This window comes from Colwellia sp. BRX8-9 (genome assembly GCF_014077245.1).
Classification (GTDB): Bacteria; Pseudomonadota; Gammaproteobacteria; order Enterobacterales; family Alteromonadaceae; genus Colwellia_A.
The window spans coordinates 1-25,978 of the sequence record NZ_JACGVN010000038.1 but is presented as its reverse complement, the minus strand read 5'-3'; the positions used below and the strand labels follow the sequence as shown (position 1 = coordinate 25,978).

The following is a 25,978-nucleotide window of genomic DNA, read 5'->3' as shown; positions in this document are numbered from 1 at the left end:
ATAAAATATAAAACATAAAAATTATAATAAGGCTTCCTCCATGAAACAGTACAACAAAAATAGAAGTTACCTCGCTTTGGCTATTGCCGCAGCATTAACCAGTAATATAACTTTTGCAGCAGCAGAAGACACATCGGCTGCAGCAAAAGACTCAGGTCTTGAACGTATTGAGGTTACTGCGCGTAAAAAAGTTGAAAGTTTACAAAATGTACCTGTAGCTGTTACATCGGTAGGAGCAGAACAACTCGCACAAAATGGTATTAGTGCCATGACAGAAGTTCAACAATTTTCGCCAAATACAACGTTGCAAAGCAGCCGTGGCACTAACTCAACCTTAACCGCATTCATTCGCGGTGTGGGTCAAGACGATCCATTATGGGGTTATGAACCTGGCGTAGGTATTTATGTTGACGATGTATATATTGCTCGTCCACAAGGCGCGGTTCTTGATATTCTTGATGTAGAACGTATTGAAGTATTACGTGGCCCACAAGGAAGCTTATATGGTAAAAATACTATAGGCGGTGCTATTAAGTACGTTACTAAAAAAATGTCAGGTGACGTTGAAGTCGACCTCAAAGCAACCTTTGGTAATTATGGTCGCCAAGATTATAAACTAGCGGGAAAAATTCCTGTTATCGAAGATAAACTTTATGTGGGGTTTGCTTTAGCCAATTTAACTCGTGACGGCTACGGTGAATTTTTACAGTCTGAATTACCTGATCAAGATTTAGAGAACTACAATAAAGATGTTTTTGCCGGTCGTCTTACCGTTGAATTCACACCGACAGATGATCTTTTCTTTCGTTTTAATTACGATAAAACAATTGATGACTCAAATGCGAAGGGAGGTTACAGACTTTTACCAAGCATTGTTACTGACGCACCTGTACCAGACAGCGTCTACGATTCCTATACCAGTATGCCTACTTGGAACAGTGTTGAGTCAGAAGGCTATAGTCTAACAGCAGAATATTATGTTAATGATACCTGGTCAATTAAGTCAATTACAGCGAGTCGAGAAAATTATTCTAAGACCAATATTGATTTTGATAATACACCAGAGCGCATTTTTGATGTACCTGCTATTTATGATGACGAACAATTTACGCAAGAGTTTCAAGTAAATTATGATTCAGACAACCTAACTTTTGTTTCTGGTCTTTATTACTTTGACGGTGAGTCTTGTGGGACCTTTGATGCGATTCTAGAGCATTTAGGCAAATCGCTTAGCTTACCAGGGCTCACTCGTGAAGTTGCTGGTTGTAATAATAGCGAAAGTTATGCGGTTTATGCACAAGGCTCGTACAATATTACCGATAAGCTTTCTATGACCTTAGGTGCTCGTTATACCGATGAAGAAAAAGTGGCAAACGTTAATAATGGCTTAGCATATGAAACTATTTATCCAGAAAGTGATTGGGTACCAGGTTATGTTCGAAGTGATATTACTTTCCCTGAAGTGCTTAATGACAGCGAAAGCTGGTCTCGCTTTACGCCTCGAGTTGGTGTTGAATATCAATACACCACAGACATGATGTTTTTTGCTAGCTATTCACAAGGCTTTAAATCAGGAACGTTTAACCCTAGAGCCAGTGGCCCTGAGCCAGCAGTAGACCCAGAAGTGGTTGATTCATATGAAATGGGTGTAAAAAGTGAATGGAATGACAATTTAAGAATTAATGCGACAGTATTTTACCTTGACCATACCGACCGTCAATTTGTAACGGTATTACCGGTAGAAGGTGGTGATGGTAGTGAATTAAGTCAACGTTTAGGTAACATAGGGCAATCAACGGCTTCTGGCTTAGAACTAGAAGTTCAATATTCTGTTACCGACAACTTAAATTTATTTGCAACTTTAGGTCTAATTGATGCATCGTTTAAAAAAGTAAATTCTTTTGATGGTGAAGGTAAGTCTATTGATATTAGTGATACTTTCACTATTACCAATACGCCAGACACTACTGCTAATATAGGATTTGCTTACAATATCGAAAGTACTATGGGTGATTTTGTTGTTAATGGTAATTACTATTATCGCAGCGACTATGACTTAACACCAACAGATAACTTATTAACACAAGACGGTTACGGTTTATTAAACGTTGGCGTTAATTGGTATAGCAATGATGGTGATTGGACCGCTTCGTTACATTGGAAAAACATCACCGATGAAGAGTATTTAGTGGGTAATTATGCTTTTCTGGGTGAGCAAAATAATGATGGTAGCTACGCACCAGGTTTAGGTGGCGATACTACGTTAATTGGTTATTATGGTGATCCATCAACTGTTGCCTTTAGTGTTGGTTATAGTTTCTAGGTGTAGTTTGTTATTTTAACTGTAAAAGGGCGAGTTATTACTCGCTCTTTTTTGTTGATATAATTTTGGTTAAGTCACTACTTTAGTTGAAAATTAAAAGTGTGCGTAGTAGAAAAACATCCCTTAAACTGTTATTAATTAAATGACATTGTGATATACCGATAGAGGATAAAGCATGAGTACAGCGCAAGTAGTAATTGCTGATGATCATCCGTTGTTTCGTACGGCGTTAAAACAAGCTGTGGTCGAATGTATGCCTGCCTGTAGCATTATTGAAGCGTCTAGTTTTAGTGATTTATTGCAGCAAATAGAACAATCACCAAGCTTAGAAATAATTTTTCTTGATTTACATATGCCAGGTAATAATGGTTTTACGGGACTTACTCAGCTACAAAACAATCACCCAGACCTTATTGTTATTATGGTGTCTTCTGATGAAACACCTAATATTATGCAAAAAGCGATTATTTTTGGTGCGGCGGCCTTTATTCCCAAGTCTGTTGATTTATCGGTCATAGCACAAGCGATAAATTGTGTACTCGCTGGCGGAACTTGGTTACCTGATAACTTTGATATTTCATTAGACAGTGAACAAGTTACTGCAAATAAGTTATTGGCTCAGCAATTAGCAAAATTAACTCCGCAGCAATACAAGGTCTTGTCTTATGTTGCCGATGGGCAATTAAACAAGCAAATTGCCGGCATTTTAGATATTAAAGAAAATACGGTAAAGAAGCATGTTTCAGCAATCTTGCTGCAACTGGGCGTTTATAACCGCACTCAAGCGGGTTTAGCTTATCAGCAATTGATGTTAGCGCCACAAGAAAATGAAAGTCTATAATGTGTAATAATACAGCGGTTAATTATGTTTTATTCTTTGATAATTTATCAAGGCTTTGCGTGATCAGTGATAGTGCTGACGTAATAATTTAACAAAAAACTGTGCTGACTGGGATAACGGATAACGTTTTCGAGTAACAATTCCTACACGTCGACTAATGGTTGGTGAAGCTAATGGGCGATGCTGAATGTTAAGCGCTTGTATTTGTTGTTTGTACAAAGACGGTATTGCACTAACGCCTAATTTATTAGCGACCATTTGAACGACAGTAGCCAACTGATTACTTTCATACTTTACCTTTAAAAATAAAGCCTGTTCGGCTAATGTCTCCTCCATAAGTAAGCGAATACTCGAAGGTCGTTGCAAGGCAATAAAAGGATAATGGCTGAGTTGCTGCCATGTTAACTCTTCAGCTTGTTCTAGGTCATGGTTATCTGGGAATACCGCCAGTAATTCATCACTAAACAGTGTTTCAAAATGTAAATCATCAAATTCACCAGGATCAAAGGTAATCGCAAACTCTACCTTAGCATTTTGCACCATAGCAACAGCTTCTTCGGCGATAACATCATGCACTCTTACTTTAATTTCTTGATATTGGGTTGTAAAAGCCAGTAAATGTTGCGGCAAGTGGGTACTCGCAAATGATGGCATTGCGGCTAAAGATAAATTTCCACGTTTGAGAGAAAACAGCTCAGCAAGCTCAATAAAAGCATCATCAAAGTCTGCTAACAAACGTTTTGCTGTTGGTAAGAAAATTTGCCCTTCAGGCGTTAATGATAAGGTTCTTGTTGAACGCGCCAGTAACTTACCGCCAACGGTCTCTTCTAAATTTTTGATACTAATACTTAATGCTGGCTGTGATAAATGTAAAATTTCACTGGCTTCGGCAAAGCTTTTAGATTGGGCAATAGTGATAAAAGTGCGTAGTTGCTTGAGAGTAATATTCATGCAATTATCCTAAAATATCCAGTTATAAGTTTTATTTATCAATAGTTAATATTAATTAATTTTACATATTTATGCAATTGTATAATGCTGGTGTTAAGTCAACTTCCTTAATAACTGGATAAAAATAATGGCAGGATTTAATAAAGTAGTGAATACCTATGAAGAAGCAATGGCAGGGTTAACCGACAATATGACGGTGGTCGCTGGCGGCTTTGGTTTATGTGGTATTCCTGAGAATTTAATCAAAGAAATCGAGCGCCAAGGCATTAAAGGGTTAACGCTAGTTTCTAATAACTGTGGTGTTGATGATTTTGGTTTAGGCCTGTTGTTACCTAAGCGGCAAATTAAAAAAATTATTGCTTCTTATGTTGGAGAAAATGCTGAATTTGAACGACAAATGATGTCGGGAGAATTAGATGTGGAATTAACACCACAAGGTACTTTAGCCGAAAAAATGCGCGCAGGTGGTGCTGGTATCCCCGCTTTTTATACCGCAACCGGTGTTGGAACTTTAGTGGCAGCAGGTAAAGATCAACGCCAATTTAATGGACGAGATTATATTCTTGAAGAAGCTATTACCGGTGATTTTGCCATTATTAAAGCCTGGAAGGCTGATAAGTTTGGTAATTTAGTTTACAGAAAAACAGCACGTAACTTTAATCCATTAGCCGCGACCGCAGGAAAAATTACTGTGGTAGAAGTTGAAGAAATTGTTGAGCCAGGTGAGCTAGACCCAGATGAAATCCATACACCGGGCATTTATGTTAACCGTGTTATACAAGGCACTTTTGAAAAACGTATTGAACAACGCACTATTCGCACGACAACAGGAGAATAATCATGGCTTTAGACCGAAATCAAATCGCTCAGCGTGTCGCGCAAGAATTACAAGATGGCTTCTATGTTAATCTTGGTATTGGTATTCCTACCTTAGTAGCTAACTATGTCCCTGAGGGGATAGAAGTAATGTTGCAATCTGAAAATGGCTTATTAGGTATGGGACAATTTCCCAGTGAAGCTGAAGTCGATGCCGACTTAATTAATGCCGGTAAACAAACTGTGACTATGGCGACCGGTGCATCAATATTTGATTCTGCACAGTCGTTTGCCATGATCCGTGGCGGTCATGTTGATTTAACGGTGCTGGGCGCTTTTGAAGTCGATGTTAACGGTAATATTGCTTCGTATATGATTCCCGGTAAGCTAATTAAAGGTATGGGCGGTGCAATGGACTTGGTCGCTGGCGCAGACAATATCATAGTAACCATGACCCATGCGTCAAAACATGGTGATTCTAAATTACTGGCAAATTGTACACTGCCGTTAACCGGTAAAGGCTGTATAAAAAAAGTGTTAACCGACTTGGCTTTTATTGAGATTAAAGACGGTCGTTTTCATCTACTCGAACGTGCCCCAGGGGTGAGTGTTGCAGAGATTGTTAAACTAACCGCAGGTGAATTAGTCATTCCTGATGATGTTCCTGAAATGCAGTTTTAGTCATATGTTTTTGACTAGAAAAGAGTGAAAATTAATCAAGCTAAGTGATTATTGTCAATGTTGTTAGAACCGCTAGAAGACAATAAGGCAGTAGTTTATCGTGCTTAGCTATGTTATCGGGCGAGCAGGGCGCAATGGTCTGTAAAGGCACCTAAACAAAACTATAAAGATAAAAAAGAAAGATAAAAAAGGATGGCTGTTTAGCCATCCTTTTCTGTATAACCCATACGGAGTTATTGTGCTGTTACTAAGCTTACTTGTTTACTGGCCGTATTGGTTTGTATAACCCATACGGAGTTATTGTGCTGTCACTAAGCTTACTTGTTTACTGGCCGTATTGGTTTGTATAACCTATACGGAGTTATTGTGCTGTCACTAAGCTTACTTGTTTACTGGCCGTATTGGTTTGTATAACTCATACGGAGTTATTGTGCTGTCACTAAGCTTACTTGTTTACTGGCCGTATTGGTTTGTATAACTCATACGGAGTTATTGTGCTGTCACTAAGCTTACTTGTTTACTGGTCGTATTGGTTTGTATAACCCATACGGAGTTATTGTGCTGTCACTAAGCTTACTTGTTTACTGGCCGTATTGGTTTGTATAACTCATAAGGAGTTATTGTGCTGTCACTAAGCTTACTTGTTTACTGGCTGTATTGGTTTGTAAACCAAAATGGTCAAGTGAATAAGTATAGCTGGCTAGTTCATTAGGTATTTGACTCGAATGAACTCCGCTTACCGTACATGTTCCGCTACCGCAAACTATTTGATCATCCCAACTTTTAATAGAATAAACACGATTAGCAATGACTTTATTACCTAGCCAATCAAGAAATGGACTTGATACCGATAAGCCATTACTGGCACAGGTAGGGATCCAAACATTCCATGGATATGCGCCACAAGTCCATAAACCGCGATAAGCACCTGCAACGCCGACAAAGGCATCCACTTGGCTACTTTTATTGAGTTTAATAATTTGTTGTGCTGCTAAAGTAACCCCCATAGAGTGGCCAATTACATCAATTTTTCCTGTGCATGACGCACTAAGCGCTGAATTGATAGCATTTCGAACAGGTGTTTCTTCTGAGCCGCTGTGATTATTATAAGCGGCATTACTACCACCCCATGCTGGGCGGTATATTTGACTGCTGCTGTAGCCTTTCGCGAGTAAAGCGTCGTAGGTATTATCCCAATCTGACGGCGTGCCAGTATTGCCATGCACCAGTACCACGTTATCGAGACAACTGGCTTGCACGGTTGCACTGGCGAGTAACAAGCCAGTAACAGTTAATATTGCCTTTAATTGGATATTTATTTTTCTTTTCATAATGAATCTCTCTTTGTTTTATTATTATTTGAGTGTTATTTCAATATTTTCTACTTGGTCTATTGGTTAGTTTTATCAAAAGATAAAGTAAACATTAGGAAGTAACTGCAAGTGTTGTATCTAGGTATTTTATTAGCCGCCAATGTTGACCTTTACGGCGAACTATCGGTCGTATTACCAACTAAAACACTAGTCATAAAGCGGTTAGATAAGTTCGAGTGAGGGACGTCACGGTTGTTAAAATGTATGTAAAAAAGTGTAATTAGGACCTGTTTCATAAAAAGCCTATTATTTATTGTCATTTATTTTTGACTTGTCCTGAGGGGTACTCTCCATTTTTGTATCCAAACTGTTTGAAATTTGAACTCAGCAACATTAACGAATATTGGTAGCAAAAGAAGTGACTCTTTAGTAGTAGAAGGATTATGTGGAATAAATTAAATAATTCTCGCTTAATTAAAGTGTCTGTTGTGGCGGACACTTTTATCAGATTTTTGAGTTGTTTTTCAAAGAGATTTTGAAGCCAGTAAAGATAGAAATACTTGACGTTTTTATTCGTAGTTTTATTATTGTTAAAGTCTTTACAAGATATTTAAAATAATAGCAGCGCCACTAACTTTGCTGTCACTGCTAGTATGACTAAAGCGATAATAACTGTCGCATCAATTTTTTTAACGCTAACGCTTTAATTGGTTTACGCATAAACGAGAAATCGGCACCGCTGGTATGCTCTCGCACTTGTTCAGAGGGGTCTGCAGAGCAGATAATACAAGGAGCTTGCCACTTATGGTTAGTAAGCGTTTTTTGAACTAAATCAACGCCATTTTTGTCATCATCTAAGTGGTAGTCTGAAATAATTAATTTGGGTTTGAACTCTTTATCAACTAGTACTTCTGCTAAGTGTTTTTCATTTCTCACGGCAATAACATGACACCCCCATTCAGCGAGTTGCGATTGCATCGCTTTTAGCATTAAGGGCTCATTATCAATAAGTAAAATAGGTAACTGATTAAATTCAGCAGAGGCGCTAATGCTATTTTGAGTATTAACAACCGAGGCTCTGACCGGTAATAACTTACTACGAGGCAGAGTAATGCTAAAGCATGAACCTCTACCAACCGTAGATTTTACTGAAATGGTTAACCCTAAAAGTTTAGCTATACGATCTGATATGGCTAAACCTAGCCCCAAACCCGGTTGGTCTTGAGTTTCATTTAAGCGCTCAAACTCTTTGAAGATAGTTTGCTGTTTGTTTTTCGCAATACCCGGTCCATTATCCCAAACTTCAATAACGATCTTGTCTTGTTGTCGCCTAACGCCAAGTAATACTTTGCCTTGGCGGTCGGTTTGTGGGCAATAGTTAATAGCATTGGAGAGAAAGTTTTGCACCACACGGCGTAACAATCTTTGGTCGGTTTCAATAATACAGTTAGATTTTACATAGCTAAACGTTAGATTAGCTTGCTCTGTCAGTAAGAAAAACTCTTTACTCAAGGGGGCTAATAATTCGTCAACATAAAAAGAGGTGATCGCAATGTGTTGCGACTTACCATCTAAGCGAGATATTTCAACGAGATCTGAGAGTAAACTTTCTGCAGCATTTAGTGAATGACGAATGTTGCTGGCTAATTCTTCTAAATGAGTACCGGTTACTTTTTTATTAAGCATACTGGTAAATAAAGATAAAGCATTGAAAGGTTGCATTAAATCATGGCTGGCAGCCGCTAAAAACTTAGTTTTACTTTTATTAGCTGTTTCGGCTTCTGCCTTTGCATGGTTTAGTTCACGGGTTCGTTCAATCACTCTTTGTTCAAGGGTCTCGTTCGCCCTTTGTAAAGCTTTTTCAGCTTCTATATGTGCGGTTATATCTGAGAAAGTACTAACAAAACCACCGCCAGGCATCGCTTGGCCTCTAATTTCTAAGACAATACCGCTTGGCATTTCTCGCTGAAAATAATGACTGTTCCCTTTACGCATATAGTCAATTCTGCGTGTTATAAAATCATCGGTATGCTCGGCACTATTTTTTGTAGAGTTACCTTTATCAGCAATAATGACTCCGCGATCGGCATTGTATTGAATAAGCTCGGAGATTGGTTTACCGACACAAACTAAACTGCTTGGGTAATCTAGTAATTCTATATAGCGTTTATTCCAAGCAACTAAGCGCATGTCGGCGTCAACAACACTTATACCTTGTTCTATATTTTCTACACCGGCTTGTAATAATTCGCGATTAAATTGAAACAACTTGCTGGCTTCATCAACAATATTAACGACATATTCCAAAGGTAAGGCTTGTTGTTTACTTGCGGCTTTCATTACCATGCGCGTTGAGGCTGAGCCTAATACGCTTGATAACTGCAAGCGGGTATACTCGACCAGCTTTTGACTCGCGGCGGTATTACTAAGTTGTTTTGCATGATTATGATGAAAATCATCGGCGCTTGTATCATTAACGAAGCGTTGCAATAAGTGATAAAGGTCTTTACTTGATAAGTTTTGTTGAATTGCCCCCTGCTTTTTACTGATAAAGAGCTCTGCTTGTAATCTTTCGCCAACACTGCGCTGACCAAATAATGAAAAACCAATAAAACAGCAAGTATTGGCTAATAAACTAAATAATAAACCGTGACTAATATTATCGAGAAAGTCGACACCAAAAAGTGCATAAGGCCGTAAGCTGCTTATACCAAATAATCCTGTAGTTATCCACGGAGCGTTCGGCAATAAACTGGGTAGCAATAAGGTATAAAACCAGCAAAGACTGCCGACAATTAAGCCAATAAAAGCGGCGTTACTGGTTGCTCTTCGCCAATATAATGCGCCAACAACTAAAGGGGCTAATTGTGATAGAAGTACGAATGACAATAGGCCAATGGTGGCAAGGTGATTTTGTTGATTAACGATCCGCTCAAAGCCAAAAGCCAATAGCAGCAGTAAAGCAATTGCTATGCGGCGAATATTTAATAACAGCCCTGACAGTTGTTTTTTCTGGGTATTAATATAACTGTTGTAGTGCAGTAGCAAGGGGTTAACGATTTCTGTTGTTACCATAGTGCTGAGTACTATTGTGGCGACTATGACCATGCTGGTTGCTGCGGCTAAACCACCAATAAAAGCGAGGCCACCAAGCCATGCTTGCTGAAAAAAGAGTGGGATAGTAATAACATACGTATCGGCATCAACACCACCACCCGGAAATAAACTTTGGCCAGCTAAGGCAATAGGTAAGATAAATAAATTAATGGCAATTAAATAAACGGGGTAGAGCCAACGTGCCATTTTCAATTCTTTTTGCTGATGATTCTCTATCATCAACATGTGATATTGCTGTGGCAAAATAAAAATAGTAATTACGCCAAGTATCGCTTGTGATACTGCAAAATAAGTGTTTTTTACCGGTTGATAATTAGTTGACGTTTCGGCTTGGCTGATTAAATCGCCAATACCATCAAAAACAAAGAATGTCGCAAAAATGCCTATCGCGGTTAAGGCAAATAATTTAACTAACGAACTAAAAGCTATGGCTAGAACTAAGCCTTGATTTTGTTTATTGGCGGCCACTTGGCGAGCACCAAATAATATACTGAAAATAATTAATACTAAGGTCACAACAAAGGTCGTGCTTATTCCTGAGCGGTAAGTGCCGGTGAGTAAATCAAAACTTTTGCTGATAGCTCTTAATTGCAGTGCGATATAGGGAATGGTGCCCAGAAGGGCGACTAAGGTTACTGTCGCTGCTATTTTTGGCGATCTGTCATAGCGACAAGCAATAAAGTCAGCAATAGAGGTTAGGTTTTGTTGCTTGGTAATACGTAATATTCGCAGCAACATCGGCCAAGCCAAAACAAAGCATAAAATTGAGCCAATATAGATGGGAGCAAGCCAAGCGCCGGTTGTTGCTGCTTGCCCAACCGTGCCATAAAAAGCCCAAGAGGTGCAGCTTACCCCTAAAGCTAAACTGTAAACCCAAGGGCGAGAATGCCACTGCTTAGTGGTTTGCTTTTGTCCCCAGTAGGCAACAACAAACAACAGTAATAAATAACCTATGGCAAGAAAAGACACCAACCAGGTATTAAGAGAAAGCCAAATTAACACTGAAAACACCTTATAAATAGCAACACTTTACTAAGTACCGATCCCATATCAACTTTACGTCTGCAAATAAAATGGCGGCAGACATCATAACATGGCTTAAATTTCAGCACAGTGCACGAAGGTAGTACATCAATAGATAATTTATTTAGTTAAGCTGAATTTTGACATTACTATATTAGAAATTAATCTATATGAGAACTCTTAAGATAAGTAACAAGTATTTAGTAGAAGCCATTGTTTTTATTAGTTACACCTTATTTGCAATGGCATGGGTTGGCGGCACCGCAAGCATGAATCAAATCATGGCGGCAATGAATATTAATAGTTTAGCTTCAGCCAGCTTTATTAGTGGTGCGGTTACCTTAGCTAAAATTGTAGGGACCTTTGCCGCTGCTTGGTTAGCCCTAAAACTAGGGGGTAAGTATGCTTTTTTTGCATCAGGTATTTTAATTTCAGTGGGGCTATTAACACCTTTTGCGCCCAATTATGAATTGCTATTAGTGAGCCGGTTTTTAATGGGATTGGGCGGAGCGTTTATGATTGTATATTTTAACCCCATCGTTATGTCTTGGTTCCCTCCAGAAGAGCGTGCCACGATAAACGGGATCAATGCCGTTGCTTTTAATTTGGGCACAGGCATTATTTTATGGCAAATGAGTAACTTTAATTCGTTAACCGGTAGCTGGCAAAATACCTTGATTATTTTTTCATTAGCAAGTTTGGCATTAAGTATTGCTTGGTTATTTGTTGACGAAGCAAAACCTCATAGCAAGGCCAAAGATACTAGTGAAATTAACACGCATTATTCGTACACAGATGGCTTAAAAGATAAATTTTCTTGGGTCTATGCGTTAACCTATTCAGGTATTCTTGCCTTTTATTTATGTTTGTTCACTTTCTATCCTAAAGCGGGTATCAGTCAAAGTGCGTTATTGATAGGTTTTGGAATTATAGGAACGTTAGCCGGTATTATTTACAGTAAAAAATTCCCTTTACGGGTGCCTGTGATCCGTTGGTCAGGTTTACTGATTGTGATCACTGTGTTTACCTTATCTTTTAGCCCGTCAGAAGTAGTACAAACACTTAGTGCTATGGTGTTAGGTTTTTCTATATTCTTTCCAATAACGGCATTAGTGGCAATACCTCATGAGTTGTCAAAAATGACCAGCCAAAAAATAACCGTTGTTTTTAGTTTGTTCTATTCGATAAGTTATATGGTGGGTACCTTGGTTTTATGGTTGTTTGGCAAGTTAGTTGATATTCACCAAGGTGACTATACATGGGCATTTGCTTTAACCACCTTGGTCAGTGGTACTTTCTTTATAGGTAGTTTTTTCTTAACTGAAACGGGTCAACAAAAAAACAAGGAAGATGAATTATGCGAGGTGTAATTTCAGAAAAATTAGCGCCCTTTTTAGCGCAGGCAAATGAAGCTTTAGCCGAGTCAAAAAAACAAGGTGTGCAATTTTCTCCTGCACTGGTTCGCTCAAATTTAGATAAATTGGCGCCTTTGATAGGCGAGGGGCCAGCACTCAGTTTTGTGCAAGACCGTGCAGTGCAAGCAGAAGAACGCGCTATTGCCGTGCGAGTTTATAGCCCAGCGCCAGAGGAAGCATTACCCGTAGTTATTCATTATCATGGCGGTGGTCATATGTGTGGCAGTGTTGAATTATACGATCCCATTTGTCGTAAAATTGCCGCACAAAGTCATTGTATTGTTATCAGTGTCGAATACCGTTTAGCACCGGAGCATCCTTATCCAGCAGGTATCGATGATTGTCGAGAGGTGTTAATTAATTACCAAGCCTGTTTAGCTGGGCTCAACTTTTCTAATGCACTTTATATTATCGGTGATAGTGCTGGCGGCGCTATTTGTACTACGCTTGCTATGCAAAGCCAGCAAGATAAACGCTTAAGAATCGATAAGCAGATTTTAATTTACCCAAGTGTTGATTACACCGGCCAGCAGCCTTCTTTTACCGAGAATGGTTCAGGTTTTTTACTTGAGCAAGATAAAATAACTTGGTACTTTAATCAGTATTTTAAAGCGAGTGATAACAGTAAAGCTGCATCACCTTTGTATGGTGAAATAAGCAAGACTTTACCCGAAACCTTAGTTATTACCGCCGGATGCGACCCGTTAAGAGATGAAGGTTTAGCTTATGCTAAAGCGTTAAAAGCGGTTGGGGTAGCGGTGCATCATCATCAGTTTGATGGGTTAACGCATGCCTATATGTTACTTGATGCATTGGTTGCAGAAGAGTGTCAGCAAACTTTTCAGCTGATCGCTAACTTTATTAATAAATAGCTAAGCTTGCCACAGATTTCTGTGGCAAAAGCATTAATTATCGCAAGGTCTTGTTACCAGAGAGCAAGATCTCTTTATCATAATGTCAGTGATCCCGTTACCGACGTTGTTAACACGTTTCATATTCATCTAGGTCATCATAATTTCAATATAGTTTCTTGTTCGGTAAAACACCTACAAAAAATGGTTGAATACGTATTCATCTTCTTTGATATAGCGCTTTGTTTAAATTTAACGCAACCTGTCTTGGCTATTTAATAAGCAAATATAAACATTAATTTTACATTAGGAATAACAATAAAAATGAAAACTAAAGTAATAAAATCGTTATTAACAACAGGTCTGGCATTAGGCATTGTTTGTCAGGCTCAAGCTGCTGCTGAACCGACTACTTTTGTTCATCTCTTTGAATGGAGCTGGCAAGATGTTGCCCAAGAATGTGAAGATTATTTAGGCCCTAAAGGTTATGCCGCAGTTCAGGTGTCACCACCTAATGAGCATATTCAAGGGGGACAATGGTGGACTCGATATCAACCGGTAAGCTATAAAATAGAGAGTCGAAGCGGTAACCGTGCCCAGTTTGTCGATATGGTGAATCGTTGTAAGGCCGTTGGCGTAGAAATATATGTTGATGCAGTTTTAAATCATATGGCGTCTGGCAATGGTACGGGGACTGCAGGGAGTAATTATGGTAACAAAAGCTTCCCTAATTACGGGCCACAAGACTTTCATGATACTTGTGCCATTACCGATTATAACAATCGTTGGCAAGTACAAAACTGTGAGCTAGTGGGCTTAGCTGACCTCAATACTGGTGCCGCTTATGTACAAGAAACGCTCGCGGATTATTTAAACGACTTGCAAGATATTGGTGTTACAGGTTTTCGATTTGACGCCTCTAAGCACATGTCATTAGGCGATATTCAAGGAGTATTGTCGAAAGTTAATGGCTCGCCTTTGGTATTTCAGGAGGTGATTGATCAAGGCGGTGAACCCATCACCTCCAGTGAATACCAAAGCACAGGTTTAGTAACTGAATTTAAATATACCACACAGCTAGGTAACACCTTCAAAAATGGCAGCCTAGCATCACTGAGTAGTTTTGGTGAAGCTTGGGGATTTTTACCGAGTAGTTCTGCGGTGGTTTTTGTCGATAACCATGATAATCAACGTGGCCATGGTGGCGGTGGTAATGTGATTACTTTTGAAGATGGCCGTTTATACGACTTAGCGAATGTATTTATGTTGGCTTATCCGTATGGTTACCCAAAAGTTATGTCGAGCTATGATTTTCAGGGTGATACTGATGCGGGTGCTCCAAGTGTTCCGGTCCATAACAATGGTGATCTAGAATGCTTTGGCAGTAGTTGGAAGTGTGAGCATCGATGGTCATATATTGCTGGTGGTGTCGACTTTAGAAATAATACTGGAGATAATTGGAGCACCACAAACTGGTGGGATAATGGCAATAACCAAATTGCTTTTGGTCGAGGTAGTTCGGGTTTTGTCGCAATTAATAAAGAAGATGTTAATTTAACGTCTACGCTAAATACACAAATGAGTGCAGGTACTTATTGTAACGTTTTAAAAGGGCAATTATCTGCTGATGCTAAATCGTGTAGCGGTGAAACGATTACAGTAAACAACGGTGGAAGTATTAATGCCAATGTGGGTGTTTGGGATGCATTTGCCATTCATCAAGGCGCAAAAATTAATGGTGAAGTGACAGGCCCAGCAACATTGAAACGTACGGTGATATTTATTCAAGCACAAACGCAAAGTGGTCAAGATATGTTTATTCGCGGCGGTATTGATCATAACTACGCCAATAATAATCTTGGTAGAAATTGTCAAACCACTAATTTTGAGTGTGCAATGACTATTCGCCATAACAATTTAAAAAGTGCAACGACAACACCATGGAAAACCAACGAAAGCTACTTAGATTGGTATGGCAGTGAGGCCGCTCAAAGTAGCACCGCTGAAGGAACTCCGCTTGATTGGACCACCAATGCTTGGCCTGCAGGTTGGGGAACAAAGCGTACCGTTGCTAATGATGGTTATGGTGAAGAGCCGTTAAATATTTGGGGTCAACATTACTGGATGTTAGATGTTGATATGGATTGTAGTAAAGCGGTTAATAACAAGTTTGAAGTAAAAGCCTATGTTAAAAATGGTCAAGGTTGGGAAGGTGACATAAACCAAGCTAACACACCTTATGCATCGAGTAATCATTTTGCTGAATGCGGAAAAATCAACAAATTTAACTTCAATAGTAATACCGTAGAAATTCGAAGTTTTTAGAGTTTTGTCGCGTTTTTATGATGATTTTTAACTAAATAAGTAAGCAGGCTAGGCAAATTTTTTGTCTAGCCTTTACAATTTTAAAGCGATATTTATAGACGATTTATAAAACTTCTTTAGCGGCTCTAAAAGCCTCTTGTGCAGCTGGCGCGCCACAATACACAGCGCTGTGCAGTAATACTTCTCTTATTTCCTCTTTAGTCGCGCCATTATTTAATGCACCACGAATATGCCCTTTAAGTTCTTGAGGAGCTCTTAGTGCTGCCAGCATAGCGATAGTCACTAAACTACGGGTTTTAAGATCTAATTCAGTTCGCTGCCAGGTTGCTCCCCAGCCATGATCGTTGATGTAGTCTTGCATAGGCTGACTAAAATCATCGGCATTATTAAGTGCGCGGTCAACAAATTCATCGCCCATAACTTGACGGCGAATTTTTTCACCTGCTGTTTTTTCGTTGTTAGCTATCGTCATATATTATCCTGTTATTTATTGGGCGGTCCAAGCACCATCCATGGGAAGTGCCGAACCGGTTATACTACGCGCACTATTACTGCATAAGAATAAAATAAATTCACCAATTTGGCGAGGGTCCATCATTTCAGGTAAGGGTTGCTTAGCCGTTACTAAGGCATATTTTGCTTGTTCGAAGCTAACACTTTTCTGTTGTGCTATATCATTAATTTGATTATTAATTAATGGGGTATCCACCCAACCTGGGCAAATAGAATTAACGGTAATGCCATGCTCGGCACACTCAAGCGCAACGGCCTTCGTTAAGCCAACAATGCCATGCTTTGCTGCAACATAAGCGGATTTATTTAGCGAGGCCACGAGTCCATGAACAGAAGCGATATTAATAATGCGGCCCCAACCCTTTGCTTTCATACCCGGAAGTGACTTTTGAATGGTGTGAAATGCCGCGGTCAAATTGATGGCAATTATCGCATCCCACTTATTTTCAGGGAAAGTATCAATACTTTCGGTATGTTGAATACCTGCATTATTGACCAGTATATCGATAGAGCCCATGACTTGAGTAGCCTTAGTCATAAACACTGAAATATCTTGGGCTAACATTAAATTTGCACTATCAAAAAGTGTCTTGATATTATATTTTTTCGCAAATTCATCGGCTAAGGCTTGGCCTTCTTCGTCAGCCATTAAACCGTGTAGTACCAAATTAATGCCTTGCTCAGCTAAGACATGTGCAGCCGCTAAACCAATACCACTGGTTGAACCTGTGATCAAAGCTGTTTTACCTTTTAGCATAATTATTTTCCTATTTAATTGTGTTATTAGTTTCTTACCGTTTTCGTCAATAAAAAAGTAATTAGACGTGTGAGCCCCTGCGCCGTTGATCATTATTGGGCAAATACTTGCGATAGGGCGGTTTATTAAAGGGCATCAGATAATAGTAAAAGAGTAAGTTTGGCCATCTCGAAAAGGCTATTTAACCCGTTGCTCTAAAATCTTCAGCATTATTCTTATGCTATATATTAATGCAAACAGTTAACTTTTTAATTGGCACCTTAGTACCATAGGTTTAGTCAAATAACTTTGCTGCTGCTCCATTCATCAACAGCTAAAAATCACATCGCCTTTATTAATTGGAAAACAGATCGTTAATTACCCTATGTAAATGAACAGGCATCAGCCTTGATAATATTTCGACAATTAGACTAAGTAAGAAAATAATTTTTAAGCTAGTAACTTTGTACACTTTCAACAGAGAACGCGTGATAAAACAGTCATCATTTAAAGTTTAGTTAAAATAATGTTAATAAAGGCTTGATGCAATTGAAGGTTATGAGTATTTTATGTTTTCATTATAATCATAGACGGTTAATTATCTGGAGAGAAGGAGGTTTTTGCTCGTCTAATAAGCTGTTTTATTATTACCAAGTTTGGAGTATTAATGAAAAAAATTACATGGACGAATGTTTTAACCATTGCTGGTGCAATCGGTGGGGCAATAATTGGAAATTGGGCAGTAAGTGGTTTATTTAGTGGTGATGCAGGTGAAGATAAAACTAAATTTCTCATGAGTACAGCTAGCGAAATAAATAAGAATCTACCAATGAATGTAGATTCAGAAACAGTTTTAATAGCTACTATTGGTGCAAAAGAAACGTTTACATATAACTATCAATTGCCAAATTATGAAAAAGACAATTTAGATTTAAAAAAATTTGTCGAAACTATGACACCTAAGGTGACGAACTTTGTTTGTTCAACAAAAGAAATGCAAGCATTTAGAGATTTAAATATTTTCATTTCATATAATTACTATGATACTAATCATAAACAGATCACCGAAATAAAGGTCGATACTAAGCTGTGTCAAAAAATATAACGCCCCATTAAACAAGGATGAACAATGGCATTTAAATTTACGTTAGTTTTACTTTTAGTCTTGGGGATTTCTGGTTGCTCTTCTCATGGTGCTGAAGAGGTTGGTTGCAATTTTGCTTCTGGTTCTACTTATAGTGAACACGATAAAGAAAGCTCTTGGAGCTCTAATTTTATTAGCGATATTTTTGTTGGCTTGTTTAACGTAACCGTGCAAGGTGCCCATAGAAATATCTCCCCCGAGACTTATAATTCGTGTGTTAAGCCAGATGTAGCTACCTGTATAGATCCTGAAGGCAATATAAAAAAAGAGTGCACGTTAACGAAATAGTTAAAGTTAGCTGGCATTTGCTTATAACAGGCCATTTAAGCAGGACTTTTAACCGTTGGCTACTTGCTTCTGCGCGTCGCCTATTTCAGTCCGCTTTAGGCTGCGTTAGCTTACAATATAAAACTTGGCATTGATAAAATGGATTTTAAATGAAAATACCTTTGTTAATATTTATTATTTTAAACACGATTACATTCACCGTAGATGCTAACGTTAGTGATGATTTTAGTGAGTTAAACTCTGAAACTCCTGGTTGTGCTGTTGGTGTGGTGAAGAAAGGTGAATTAGTTTATGAGCGCTATTTTGGGCAGGCAAACTTACGCTATCAAGTTCCAATAGATAAGAAAACCGTTTTTAACTTGGGGTCTATTACTAAACATTTTACTGCTGTTTTAGCGTTACAATTAGAGGTGAAAGGCCAACTATCTTTAAATGATTCATTGAAGAAATATTATCCCCAAGGCCCCCGTTGGTTTGAAAATATCAAGTTACATCATTTAATTAATCACCAAAGTGGTCTGCCAGACTATTTAAATGATGAAAAAACTAGGGAGGAACTTGTAAAAAGGGTATCTACCATACCCCATGTACTTGAAGATCTAGTTGTAGGGAAGCCGATTGCACGTGATGTTACTCTAATGCACGTTCTTGATACTATGATGGCGTTATCTGCACCATCATTCAAACCGGGCGAAAATTCAAGTTACAGTAATACGGGTTATTTGTTTTTGGCTGATATACTTGAAAAAGCTAGTGGAATACCTTTTAGTGACTTAGCTAAAAAACAACTATTTAAACCACTTGGAATGTCTTCAACTGAACTTGTGAGTTTACAGACTATTGAAATTCCTTGGAGTGCTACGGGGTATAGTGCTGTAAATTCGCCTACATACAAATATCGACGTAATTCATCAAATCTAATTACCCAGGGCGATGGCGGAATTTTATCAACGCTCCCTGATTTTGCCAAATGGATAAGTCATTTAATGTCCCCTATTGATGACAAATTATTTTGGAGTACATTCTTGCATCCGATGAAGCCTGTTTCCAACATTGGAGGACTCTCCAATTTCCAGAATACTGACGACAGTAAAGGTCATTTTATCAGTCAAATATTATCTTCTTTAAAGACCGTTTCTAAAATTGGAGGAGTACCATATAATAATGGACTGTTCATTAGGGAGGTTAAAGGTGAGACAATATATTCTCATAGAGGTTTATCAATTGACTCAATGGGGAGTTACTTTTGGCTTTCACCTAGTCATAATATTGGGTATATTCAACTTTGTAACTTCAGCTTCGATAAACGGCCATCTGTAAACGAAATATTGCATACCTATGCCGATTAGCAAGCAACAACAAATTAAACAAGGACAAAAAGCCGCTGGCTTTTGCTCCTTGGTCGCTATTTTAACTAACCATTATTCCCCCCTTAAATGGGCGTTATATTACAAGGTATTTATATGCTCTTTTTGATTATTAAACTATTGATGTTAGCTCTTTCATATAAATTATACTTGATGAAAAAGGAACCTTATTTTTCAGCATTATTGTTTAGTATTCCCTTAGCTATTGTTGGTTTAATTATGGGGCATACATTTATGGGGGTTTTTGTTGGCAGTGCCATTTTATTTGCCTTAGCTTTCGTTTGCTTCGTACTTATGTCTAAGTTACCAACAGGGATGCCCGAGTACAGTGTATTAGCTGTAACGGCAATTATTGTTGCATTTGTTATATAGCAAAGGTATTCAAGCTGGGCTTTTAACCTTTGGCTAGCTTACGTTTAGCTTCACATTTTAGCTAACTAAACTTTACCCTTAATTGGGCATTTTTTTACGGAGATTTATGTGAAAAGTTTACTTAAAAGTATTCAATATGGAATGTTAGATTTTATTGAGGGAGAAAATCAACCTGATTACACATCTGATAATGTTACTGATTGCATTACATTACTCTTAGAGTTCATGTCGTCAATGGGATCAGAAATTCAAACTGTTGATAGTACTAAAAATCATATTAAATATTTAATTTTATCTTTGAACGAATTAAACGATGACTGTGGTCAATGTTTAATAGAAACTGACCAACGTGAAGATATTTGTGATTTCATTCAAAAAGTAACAACTAAAGCCAATGTAGAATTTGAAGGTGATGTTACAGAAGAATGGCGAGAGTGGTAAAAATAGTAACCGACTCAAGTAGGATACTATAGTTCATGGAGGATTTAGGTTGTTATTTCCAGTATTAGAAACTAATCGTTTAAGGTTAGATAAATTAACTACAGAAGATTCAAATAGCTTATTTGATTTATTCTCAGACAATTCAGTTGTCAAATATTATGATCTGGACGCATTTACTAAACATTCACAAGCGAGTAATTTAATAGAATTCTTTAATGCTCGCTTTACAGAAAACTCTGGTATTCGTTGGGCTATACGCTTAAAAGAAACACATCAATTAATAGGGACTTGTGGGTTTAATACTTGGAGTCCTAAAATGAAAAATGCTGTTATAGGTTACGATTTACTGCCTAAGTTCTGGGGCAGTGGTTACACAACAGAAGCTGTGCATAGAATTGTTAAATCAGCATTTTGTGGTGAGTTACCATGCGGAGCATTGAATCGCATTCAAGGTGATACGGTTCCCGGGAATCTAGCCTCAGAGTCTCTTTTACTCAACGTAGGCTTTAAAGAAGAGGGTATTCGCCGTCAAAGTGGATATTGGAAGAATCAGTTTCACGACCTTAAATGTTTTGGCTTAATAAAGTCAGAGTATGGTGAAACATAAGCTATTAAATAGAATAAATAACCGTTGGATATTTGCTTCTTCGGTGCTTACTTTAGTCAATAACTATGCGCCAGTTAATCGGGCGTTATATGCAGTGCAAGGATCCGAGTAGTGGAGCTGTTAAAAAATAAAATCAATAAACTAGCAGAAATGAGTGAAGCGTTTAATTGGAAAAACTGTAGTAAAAAGCATGAATCACTTGATCTGACTTTAGGGGAGCCTTTACCTACGTGGGATACATGGGTAAATGATATAGAAAATATTTTGAAACAAACAGTTAAGCCAAATTCAGAACCTTTTGTTTATTTTAAAGCTGCAAATAATTCAAAGGTAACAGGTAATAGTGAAGACAAATTTGAGTTTGCAAAAGACAATTATATTAAAACATTAAATGCATTAATTTCGTTAATAGATGAAGGCGATATATTTAATGAATTATTAGTTTCAGGGCCACCAAAAAAAACCAATAAACCCAAAGGTTCGACCGAAAAAACGAATGTAACTAACTCCCTAGTACCAAGTAATAATAAAGTACTTATTGTTCATGGGCATGACAATGCTTTAAAAATTGAATTAGCGCTATTTCTTACACAAATCGGAATTCAGCCAATTTTTTTGCACAGAGAAGTGGATGCTGAGCAAAGTCTCATTGAAAAACTCGAGGCCAACAGTGATGTATCTTATGCATTCATATTACTTACCCCTGATGAAGTTTCGTATACGATTGATCAATCTAGTGTTATAGATGCTGAGAGAAAAAAAGTCATTAGAGCCAAACCTAATGTCATTTTTGAGTTTGGTTATTTGGTCGCTAAGCTTGGGAGAAAAAATGTCTGTGTTCTTCATAAAGGCGATGTGGATATACCTGCTGATTTAAGCGGTTTTATATATAAAAAAGTTGATCATAATATCGATGATATTGGGTTATTTTTAATTAATGAAATTAAAGCAGCTGGTTTTAAGCCTGAATTATAATAGCGTCTATGCAGTTACTTAAACGGCCACAAAACATTTGCTTCTCTTGTTCCTGTTATTATAAATAGCTATTTTTACAAGCTTAATAAAATGCTTTATGACAAAAAACCATGATTATAGATTACAGTAGAGAGCCAACGACCCAGTGCAATAAATGTGGTTTGAGATATAAAATATCTTATTCTATTTGCCCCCATTGTGTCGGTAAAAACAAGGGACAAATTATTCGTGATATTCACATGACACACTCAAAGCAAGCGGAAAAACGTTCGAGTACAGGTAGGCAGTTTTTTTATTTGGCAATTATTCTAGCTTGTTTTTTAATTGTGTTATTTTAGTTTGCTGTTAATCAAACTATAAGCTATTAAAGAGAGACCAAAAACAGTTTTCTGTTGCGCTCTCATATTTGGAAAATATCTACCATTTTAGTAAACCATTTTTGCCTCTAAATGGGGTGTCATATTTAAAGGTTCAACATGAGTGATTTAATTGTATTAATAACGGGTGCTAATAGAGGCATTGGTTTCGAATTAACAAAACAATATCTTATAAATGGGTGGACAGTAATTGCTACCTGTAGAAATGAAAAGGCATCGGCTGACTTAATAACATTGAAGGATAAGTTCTCTGAAAAATTACTCATTGAATTAATGGATATCACCTGTCCAGAAAATATTGAGAGGTTAGCAAATAAACTCAGTGAAGAAAGTATCAAAATAGATTTAATCATAAATAATGCTGGTTATTTAGATCAAGAAAATAAAAGTATTCATGACATTAATTATGCAAATGCTGAAATGAGTTTTAAAGTGAATTCGCTTGGCCCATTGTATTTAACTCATTGTTTTTTGTCTTTGATGAAGAAAAATCGTCTATGTAAAATAGCTATAATTTCTTCTGTTATGGGATCCCTAACACGAGAAAGAAGTGTAGATTGGTATGGTTACCGAATGTCTAAGGCAGCAGCCAACATGCTAGCCGTGAATTTATCCAATGAACTTGTTAATGACAATGTCGCTGTGGTGGCTGTTCATCCTGGTTGGGTTCAAACAGATATGGGCGGTTCTTCTGCAAGAGAAAATGTTAAAGATTCGGCTCTTGGAATTATGAAAGTGATTCTAAATTTATCTATTGATACCACTGGGAAATTTTATGATTTTAAGGGAGAGGAATTACCGTTTTAAAAAGCTATTAAACGATTAAAGTAGAATAAATAAAAGTTGGTTGTTTCCAATGGCTAATTATTTTAACTAACAATTTTAACGAATTAGTAAAATTTTGGATGTGATGAAGTATCTAATTGTTATATACAACAGCGCTAGTTTTGTAGCTTCATTGTGGTGTCTTTCGGCAATAACGCCATTATTGCTTTTAGTGGGTAATGATATTTCTTGGATGTCGATAGTTGCCGTTGGTTTGATTATTCTTTATGGCTCTTCAATATCCTTATTTAGAAAAGAAAAAATAGCTCAAGGCTGTTGGTGTAAATCTGATGCTTTTGCATATGTTGTTGTTCCAATATGTCTATTTACCTATGTTACTTATATGATGCTATCTAGTGTAAACGCCTAAGTTACTCAACATTTAAAGAGTGGCTGACCTTGTATTTAACTTACTATTTTATTCAACCATCTTTAACTTTTGATGAGGTGTTATATTGGAGATGAGCATTGGATATATCATTGAATTTATGATTTATTACTCAATTTTAAACCTAAACAGTGTTATCAAATAGAGTTAACTTTAAAAGGATTTATTAAAGTGCCACATACCTTCGAATCAAAAAATGTAAAAGCAAAGTTATCAATCTCCTTAAATAAACTCGTGTTATTGACTTTTCTAGTGGTGATTGCCTATTTTGGCTATGAAAAATATGCTTTACATAACGCTGAGCAAACACAAGCATCCGTTTTTATTTTAACTCCTCAAGTCAATGATATTTACTTTTTAGACATGAGGTTGATTAATAATAAATTGAATCCTAAGCATAAATATAGATTAGCTAAAGTGGTAAGTGTTAGCGGCAGTAATGTGGCTATTGTTTATGGAAGGGTTTTCTATCAATGGCAGAATGCAGTGGTAAATAGCATTAAGTATGATGATTTAAATAATAATAATTATTTTGAGCTAATACCCGATTACATTCCTTTTAGTTTAATTAAAGAAATGAGGGCTAATGAGGCTATTTATCTCGTTAAACGACCTATTCGAAATAAACTTTATGGCAAATTTGTTAATTAAGATATTTAATGAATCTGCCTAGTCGGTTTTAGCTCATTACTGCCGTTGTTATTTCACATGCTAACATTCACTAAAAGTACAAATAAGGCTTTCTCTTACTATAAATCAGCATACAAATCGGCTTCCCTAATAATATCGCTGACTTTTGCAAATATAATGGTGGGAGCTTCTAAGGTCTCCACTTAAATGACAGGATCTTACTGCCTGTTTTATTGGACCTAATAGATATACAGGTTAATTTTACCAGTAAGTAGGGTTCGACAATTACGTTTTAATATTATGCATTGAGATTAATTTCTCAATCGTTTTGTTTTTTTCAATTGGATTTTAATATATTTATGAGTATATCAAAGGTTAATAACGCATCAGCGGCATTAAATAAGATGATGTTATCGGTATTGTCAATGTTATCGATATTACTGTTAGCTCTAGCACTACCGATATTTTCAACCTTTATTGTGTTTATATCAGGTCTTGGCTCAATATTTTTAGATGATGTACATACTATTGAACAGCTGAGCACGAATCTAGGCTTTAATTTTACAACATCAATAGTTTCGGTACTTTTAATGCTACCCCTTCTTCAGTATTATCTTTCCGCAAAAAATAAAGAAAATATAGTTAACCGATTAGCTTTAAGATCTATAACGTTAACACGACTAATAATGACCTTATTAGCCGTGTTAACCTTCTCATTATTTGAATATTTTATATTTCGTATGGGCATTTTTGAAACGCCAAGCTTTATGCTCGACTTTTTAGAATCAATAGATACAGGTCTTGAAATTACATTACTTATTTTAACGGTTGGAATCGTAGGTCCTTTTTTTGAAGAAATTATTTTTAGGGGGATCGCCTTCTACAAGTTAGAACAAATCTCCCTAAATCCAACGTTCATTATTGTCATTACCAGTTTAGCGTTTACCTTGATACATTCTCAATATGAACAAACAGAGGTATTTATTTTACTCTTCTTATCTTCATGCTTATTAGGATTGATTAGATATGTAAGTGGGAATTTATGGTATTGCATATTTGGTCACATGGTCATGAATATTATAGTGGTAGCAGAAAATTTTTTATAAAAGACTAAAACAACTTCCTCTTCCTATAACCATAAAGCGTTTTTAAGCTATTTTATAATGTCTGTTACCTTTAAGGGTAATGTCATTAGGGGCAGGGTAGCTCTTTCAACAAAATGTTAGTAATAACACCTAAGCATTAACGGCCATTTTTAACGAGCTGACCACCTAAAATCAATTGATACTATCAAAGGTAGCATTAATAATGTAAGGGTGAATGACCTCTATCTGACTACTTGTGAGGCGTTTTCAAGCTCAAATCCGCCAATGAAATTTTATTTCAGAAAGCTATCCAGTAATTCGAGGTCGTAAATTTACTGAAGTCACAGGTTTACTTCATCAGCACTGAATACAAAGTAGGTCTTCGTGTTTGAAAGTCATCTTTGCAAACATATTGACGACATAAATCTTATATTTCTCTATTGTAAAGAAAACAACTCCAAATAGAATTTATGTAGTAAATTTGTTCAATATGAGTCTAATGGTTATTTGAGGCTTAAGAACTCTACAATCAATCACCATGACAGTATTTTTAGTTCATAGCAGACAATGATTC

23 protein-coding genes are annotated in these 25,978 nt (G+C 37.1%); 18 read left to right on the top strand and 5 right to left on the bottom strand.

Translation table 11 applies throughout. The features are described from left to right. Window positions 1–40 precede the first annotated feature (40 nt). Entirely contained in the window at window positions 41–2,323 is a 2,283-nt protein-coding gene (locus H4J70_RS19825) for a TonB-dependent receptor (RefSeq protein WP_182217778.1), read from the top strand. Window positions 2,324–2,498: 175 nt separating this feature from the next. Next, window positions 2,499–3,164 (top strand): response regulator transcription factor, encoded by a 666-nt coding sequence (locus H4J70_RS19820; protein WP_182245053.1) that lies wholly within the window; start codon window positions 2,499–2,501, stop codon window positions 3,162–3,164. Window positions 3,165–3,227: 63 nt separating this feature from the next. On the opposite strand, the gene H4J70_RS19815 is transcribed toward H4J70_RS19820, so the two are convergent. After that, window positions 3,228–4,115 carry a LysR family transcriptional regulator gene (locus H4J70_RS19815; RefSeq protein WP_182217781.1) on the bottom strand — a complete coding sequence of 296 codons (888 nt, stop codon included), beginning with the start codon at window positions 4,113–4,115 and terminating at the stop codon, window positions 3,228–3,230. Between the two features lie 127 nt (window positions 4,116–4,242). Between H4J70_RS19815 and H4J70_RS19810 the strand changes: the two genes are divergently transcribed. Further along, the gene (locus H4J70_RS19810; protein ID WP_182245055.1) at window positions 4,243–4,953 is read left to right on the top strand and encodes a CoA transferase subunit A; all 711 of its coding nucleotides are present in this window, start codon (window positions 4,243–4,245) and stop codon (window positions 4,951–4,953) included. Window positions 4,954–4,955: 2 nt separating this feature from the next. Beyond that, window positions 4,956–5,612 carry a 3-oxoacid CoA-transferase subunit B gene (locus H4J70_RS19805; RefSeq protein ID WP_182217785.1) on the top strand — a complete coding sequence of 219 codons (657 nt, stop codon included), beginning with the start codon at window positions 4,956–4,958 and terminating at the stop codon, window positions 5,610–5,612. Window positions 5,613–6,229: 617 nt separating this feature from the next. On the opposite strand, the gene H4J70_RS19800 is transcribed toward H4J70_RS19805, so the two are convergent. After that, window positions 6,230–6,943: an alpha/beta fold hydrolase gene (locus H4J70_RS19800; RefSeq protein WP_182245056.1), complete on the bottom strand. Its 714-nt coding sequence runs from the start codon at window positions 6,941–6,943 to the stop codon at window positions 6,230–6,232. A gap of 639 nt (window positions 6,944–7,582) precedes the next feature. Then, complete coding sequence (locus H4J70_RS19795) at window positions 7,583–11,044, bottom strand: PAS domain-containing hybrid sensor histidine kinase/response regulator (protein ID WP_182245057.1); 3,462 nt, start codon at window positions 11,042–11,044, stop codon at window positions 7,583–7,585. Between the two features lie 191 nt (window positions 11,045–11,235). On the opposite strand from H4J70_RS19795, the gene H4J70_RS19790 reads away from it, so the two are divergent. The 3 genes from H4J70_RS19790 (at window position 11,236) to H4J70_RS19780 (ending at window position 15,656) form a co-directional block, all read left to right on the top strand. After that, window positions 11,236–12,435, top strand: coding sequence for a CynX/NimT family MFS transporter (locus tag H4J70_RS19790; RefSeq protein WP_182217790.1), 1,200 nt, complete (start codon window positions 11,236–11,238; stop codon window positions 12,433–12,435). Beyond that, window positions 12,423–13,352, top strand: a complete 930-nt coding sequence (locus H4J70_RS19785; protein WP_182217792.1) for an alpha/beta hydrolase — start codon at window positions 12,423–12,425, stop codon at window positions 13,350–13,352. The genes H4J70_RS19790 and H4J70_RS19785 overlap by 13 nt, the downstream gene beginning before the upstream one ends. Before the next feature lie 303 nt (window positions 13,353–13,655). Next, the gene (locus tag H4J70_RS19780; protein ID WP_182217794.1) at window positions 13,656–15,656 is read left to right on the top strand and encodes an alpha-amylase family protein; all 2,001 of its coding nucleotides are present in this window, start codon (window positions 13,656–13,658) and stop codon (window positions 15,654–15,656) included. 103 nt (window positions 15,657–15,759) lie between these two features. On the opposite strand, the gene H4J70_RS19775 is transcribed toward H4J70_RS19780, so the two are convergent. Further along, window positions 15,760–16,128 (bottom strand): carboxymuconolactone decarboxylase family protein, encoded by a 369-nt coding sequence (locus tag H4J70_RS19775; RefSeq protein WP_182217796.1) that lies wholly within the window; start codon window positions 16,126–16,128, stop codon window positions 15,760–15,762. 15 nt (window positions 16,129–16,143) lie between these two features. After that, window positions 16,144–16,926: a 3-hydroxybutyrate dehydrogenase gene (locus tag H4J70_RS19770; protein WP_182217798.1), complete on the bottom strand. Its 783-nt coding sequence runs from the start codon at window positions 16,924–16,926 to the stop codon at window positions 16,144–16,146. 646 nt (window positions 16,927–17,572) lie between these two features. Here H4J70_RS19770 and H4J70_RS19765 point away from each other — a divergent pair. The 11 genes from H4J70_RS19765 (at window position 17,573) to H4J70_RS19715 (ending at window position 25,425) form a co-directional block, all read left to right on the top strand. Next, entirely contained in the window at window positions 17,573–18,010 is a 438-nt protein-coding gene (locus H4J70_RS19765) for a hypothetical protein (protein ID WP_182217800.1), read from the top strand. A gap of 24 nt (window positions 18,011–18,034) precedes the next feature. Continuing rightward, window positions 18,035–18,337, top strand: a complete 303-nt coding sequence (locus tag H4J70_RS19760) for a hypothetical protein (RefSeq protein ID WP_182245077.1) — start codon at window positions 18,035–18,037, stop codon at window positions 18,335–18,337. A gap of 149 nt (window positions 18,338–18,486) precedes the next feature. Beyond that, on the top strand, window positions 18,487–19,686 hold the full coding sequence (locus H4J70_RS19755; protein ID WP_182245076.1) for a serine hydrolase: 1,200 nt from the start codon (window positions 18,487–18,489) through the stop codon (window positions 19,684–19,686). A gap of 114 nt (window positions 19,687–19,800) precedes the next feature. After that, a complete protein-coding gene (locus H4J70_RS19750) occupies window positions 19,801–20,076 on the top strand; it encodes a hypothetical protein (protein ID WP_070374206.1) in 276 nt (91 codons plus the stop codon). Between the two features lie 108 nt (window positions 20,077–20,184). Further along, complete coding sequence (locus tag H4J70_RS19745) at window positions 20,185–20,517, top strand: hypothetical protein (RefSeq protein WP_070374205.1); 333 nt, start codon at window positions 20,185–20,187, stop codon at window positions 20,515–20,517. Window positions 20,518–20,566: 49 nt separating this feature from the next. After that, window positions 20,567–21,124, top strand: coding sequence for a GNAT family N-acetyltransferase (locus H4J70_RS19740; RefSeq protein WP_182217804.1), 558 nt, complete (start codon window positions 20,567–20,569; stop codon window positions 21,122–21,124). A gap of 111 nt (window positions 21,125–21,235) precedes the next feature. Beyond that, a complete protein-coding gene (locus tag H4J70_RS19735; protein ID WP_182217806.1) occupies window positions 21,236–22,099 on the top strand; it encodes a TIR domain-containing protein in 864 nt (287 codons plus the stop codon). A gap of 476 nt (window positions 22,100–22,575) precedes the next feature. Further along, on the top strand, window positions 22,576–23,283 hold the full coding sequence (locus H4J70_RS19730) for an SDR family oxidoreductase (RefSeq protein WP_182217807.1): 708 nt from the start codon (window positions 22,576–22,578) through the stop codon (window positions 23,281–23,283). A 103-nt stretch (window positions 23,284–23,386) separates the two neighbouring features. Beyond that, the gene (locus H4J70_RS19725) at window positions 23,387–23,671 is read left to right on the top strand and encodes a hypothetical protein (RefSeq protein ID WP_182217809.1); all 285 of its coding nucleotides are present in this window, start codon (window positions 23,387–23,389) and stop codon (window positions 23,669–23,671) included. Between the two features lie 189 nt (window positions 23,672–23,860). After that, window positions 23,861–24,340 (top strand): hypothetical protein, encoded by a 480-nt coding sequence (locus H4J70_RS19720; protein ID WP_182217811.1) that lies wholly within the window; start codon window positions 23,861–23,863, stop codon window positions 24,338–24,340. Window positions 24,341–24,678: 338 nt separating this feature from the next. After that, window positions 24,679–25,425: a CPBP family intramembrane glutamic endopeptidase gene (locus H4J70_RS19715; RefSeq protein ID WP_182217812.1), complete on the top strand. Its 747-nt coding sequence runs from the start codon at window positions 24,679–24,681 to the stop codon at window positions 25,423–25,425. The last annotated feature ends 553 nt before the right edge of the window (window positions 25,426–25,978 follow it).

Bases quoted from the DNA above. Each gene is read 5' to 3' on its own strand.
- H4J70_RS19775 (WP_182217796.1), bottom strand. From the start codon at position 16,128: ATGACGATAGCTAACAACGAAAAAACAGCAGGTGAAAAAATTCGCCGT.
- H4J70_RS19810 (WP_182245055.1), top strand. From the start codon at position 4,243: ATGGCAGGATTTAATAAAGTAGTGAATACCTATGAAGAAGCAATGGCA.
- H4J70_RS19755 (WP_182245076.1), top strand. From the start codon at position 18,487: ATGAAAATACCTTTGTTAATATTTATTATTTTAAACACGATTACATTC.
- H4J70_RS19725 (WP_182217809.1), top strand. From the start codon at position 23,387: ATGAAGTATCTAATTGTTATATACAACAGCGCTAGTTTTGTAGCTTCA.
- H4J70_RS19820 (WP_182245053.1), top strand. From the start codon at position 2,499: ATGAGTACAGCGCAAGTAGTAATTGCTGATGATCATCCGTTGTTTCGT.
- H4J70_RS19770 (WP_182217798.1), bottom strand. From the start codon at position 16,926: ATGCTAAAAGGTAAAACAGCTTTGATCACAGGTTCAACCAGTGGTATT.
- H4J70_RS19765 (WP_182217800.1), top strand. From the start codon at position 17,573: ATGAAAAAAATTACATGGACGAATGTTTTAACCATTGCTGGTGCAATC.
- H4J70_RS19800 (WP_182245056.1), bottom strand. From the start codon at position 6,943: ATGAAAAGAAAAATAAATATCCAATTAAAGGCAATATTAACTGTTACT.
- H4J70_RS19785 (WP_182217792.1), top strand. From the start codon at position 12,423: ATGCGAGGTGTAATTTCAGAAAAATTAGCGCCCTTTTTAGCGCAGGCA.
- H4J70_RS19815 (WP_182217781.1), bottom strand. From the start codon at position 4,115: ATGAATATTACTCTCAAGCAACTACGCACTTTTATCACTATTGCCCAA.
- H4J70_RS19760 (WP_182245077.1), top strand. From the start codon at position 18,035: ATGGCATTTAAATTTACGTTAGTTTTACTTTTAGTCTTGGGGATTTCT.
- H4J70_RS19790 (WP_182217790.1), top strand. From the start codon at position 11,236: ATGAGAACTCTTAAGATAAGTAACAAGTATTTAGTAGAAGCCATTGTT.
- H4J70_RS19750 (WP_070374206.1), top strand. From the start codon at position 19,801: ATGCTCTTTTTGATTATTAAACTATTGATGTTAGCTCTTTCATATAAA.
- H4J70_RS19730 (WP_182217807.1), top strand. From the start codon at position 22,576: ATGAGTGATTTAATTGTATTAATAACGGGTGCTAATAGAGGCATTGGT.
- H4J70_RS19715 (WP_182217812.1), top strand. From the start codon at position 24,679: ATGAGTATATCAAAGGTTAATAACGCATCAGCGGCATTAAATAAGATG.
- H4J70_RS19825 (WP_182217778.1), top strand. From the start codon at position 41: ATGAAACAGTACAACAAAAATAGAAGTTACCTCGCTTTGGCTATTGCC.
- H4J70_RS19805 (WP_182217785.1), top strand. From the start codon at position 4,956: ATGGCTTTAGACCGAAATCAAATCGCTCAGCGTGTCGCGCAAGAATTA.
- H4J70_RS19780 (WP_182217794.1), top strand. From the start codon at position 13,656: ATGAAAACTAAAGTAATAAAATCGTTATTAACAACAGGTCTGGCATTA.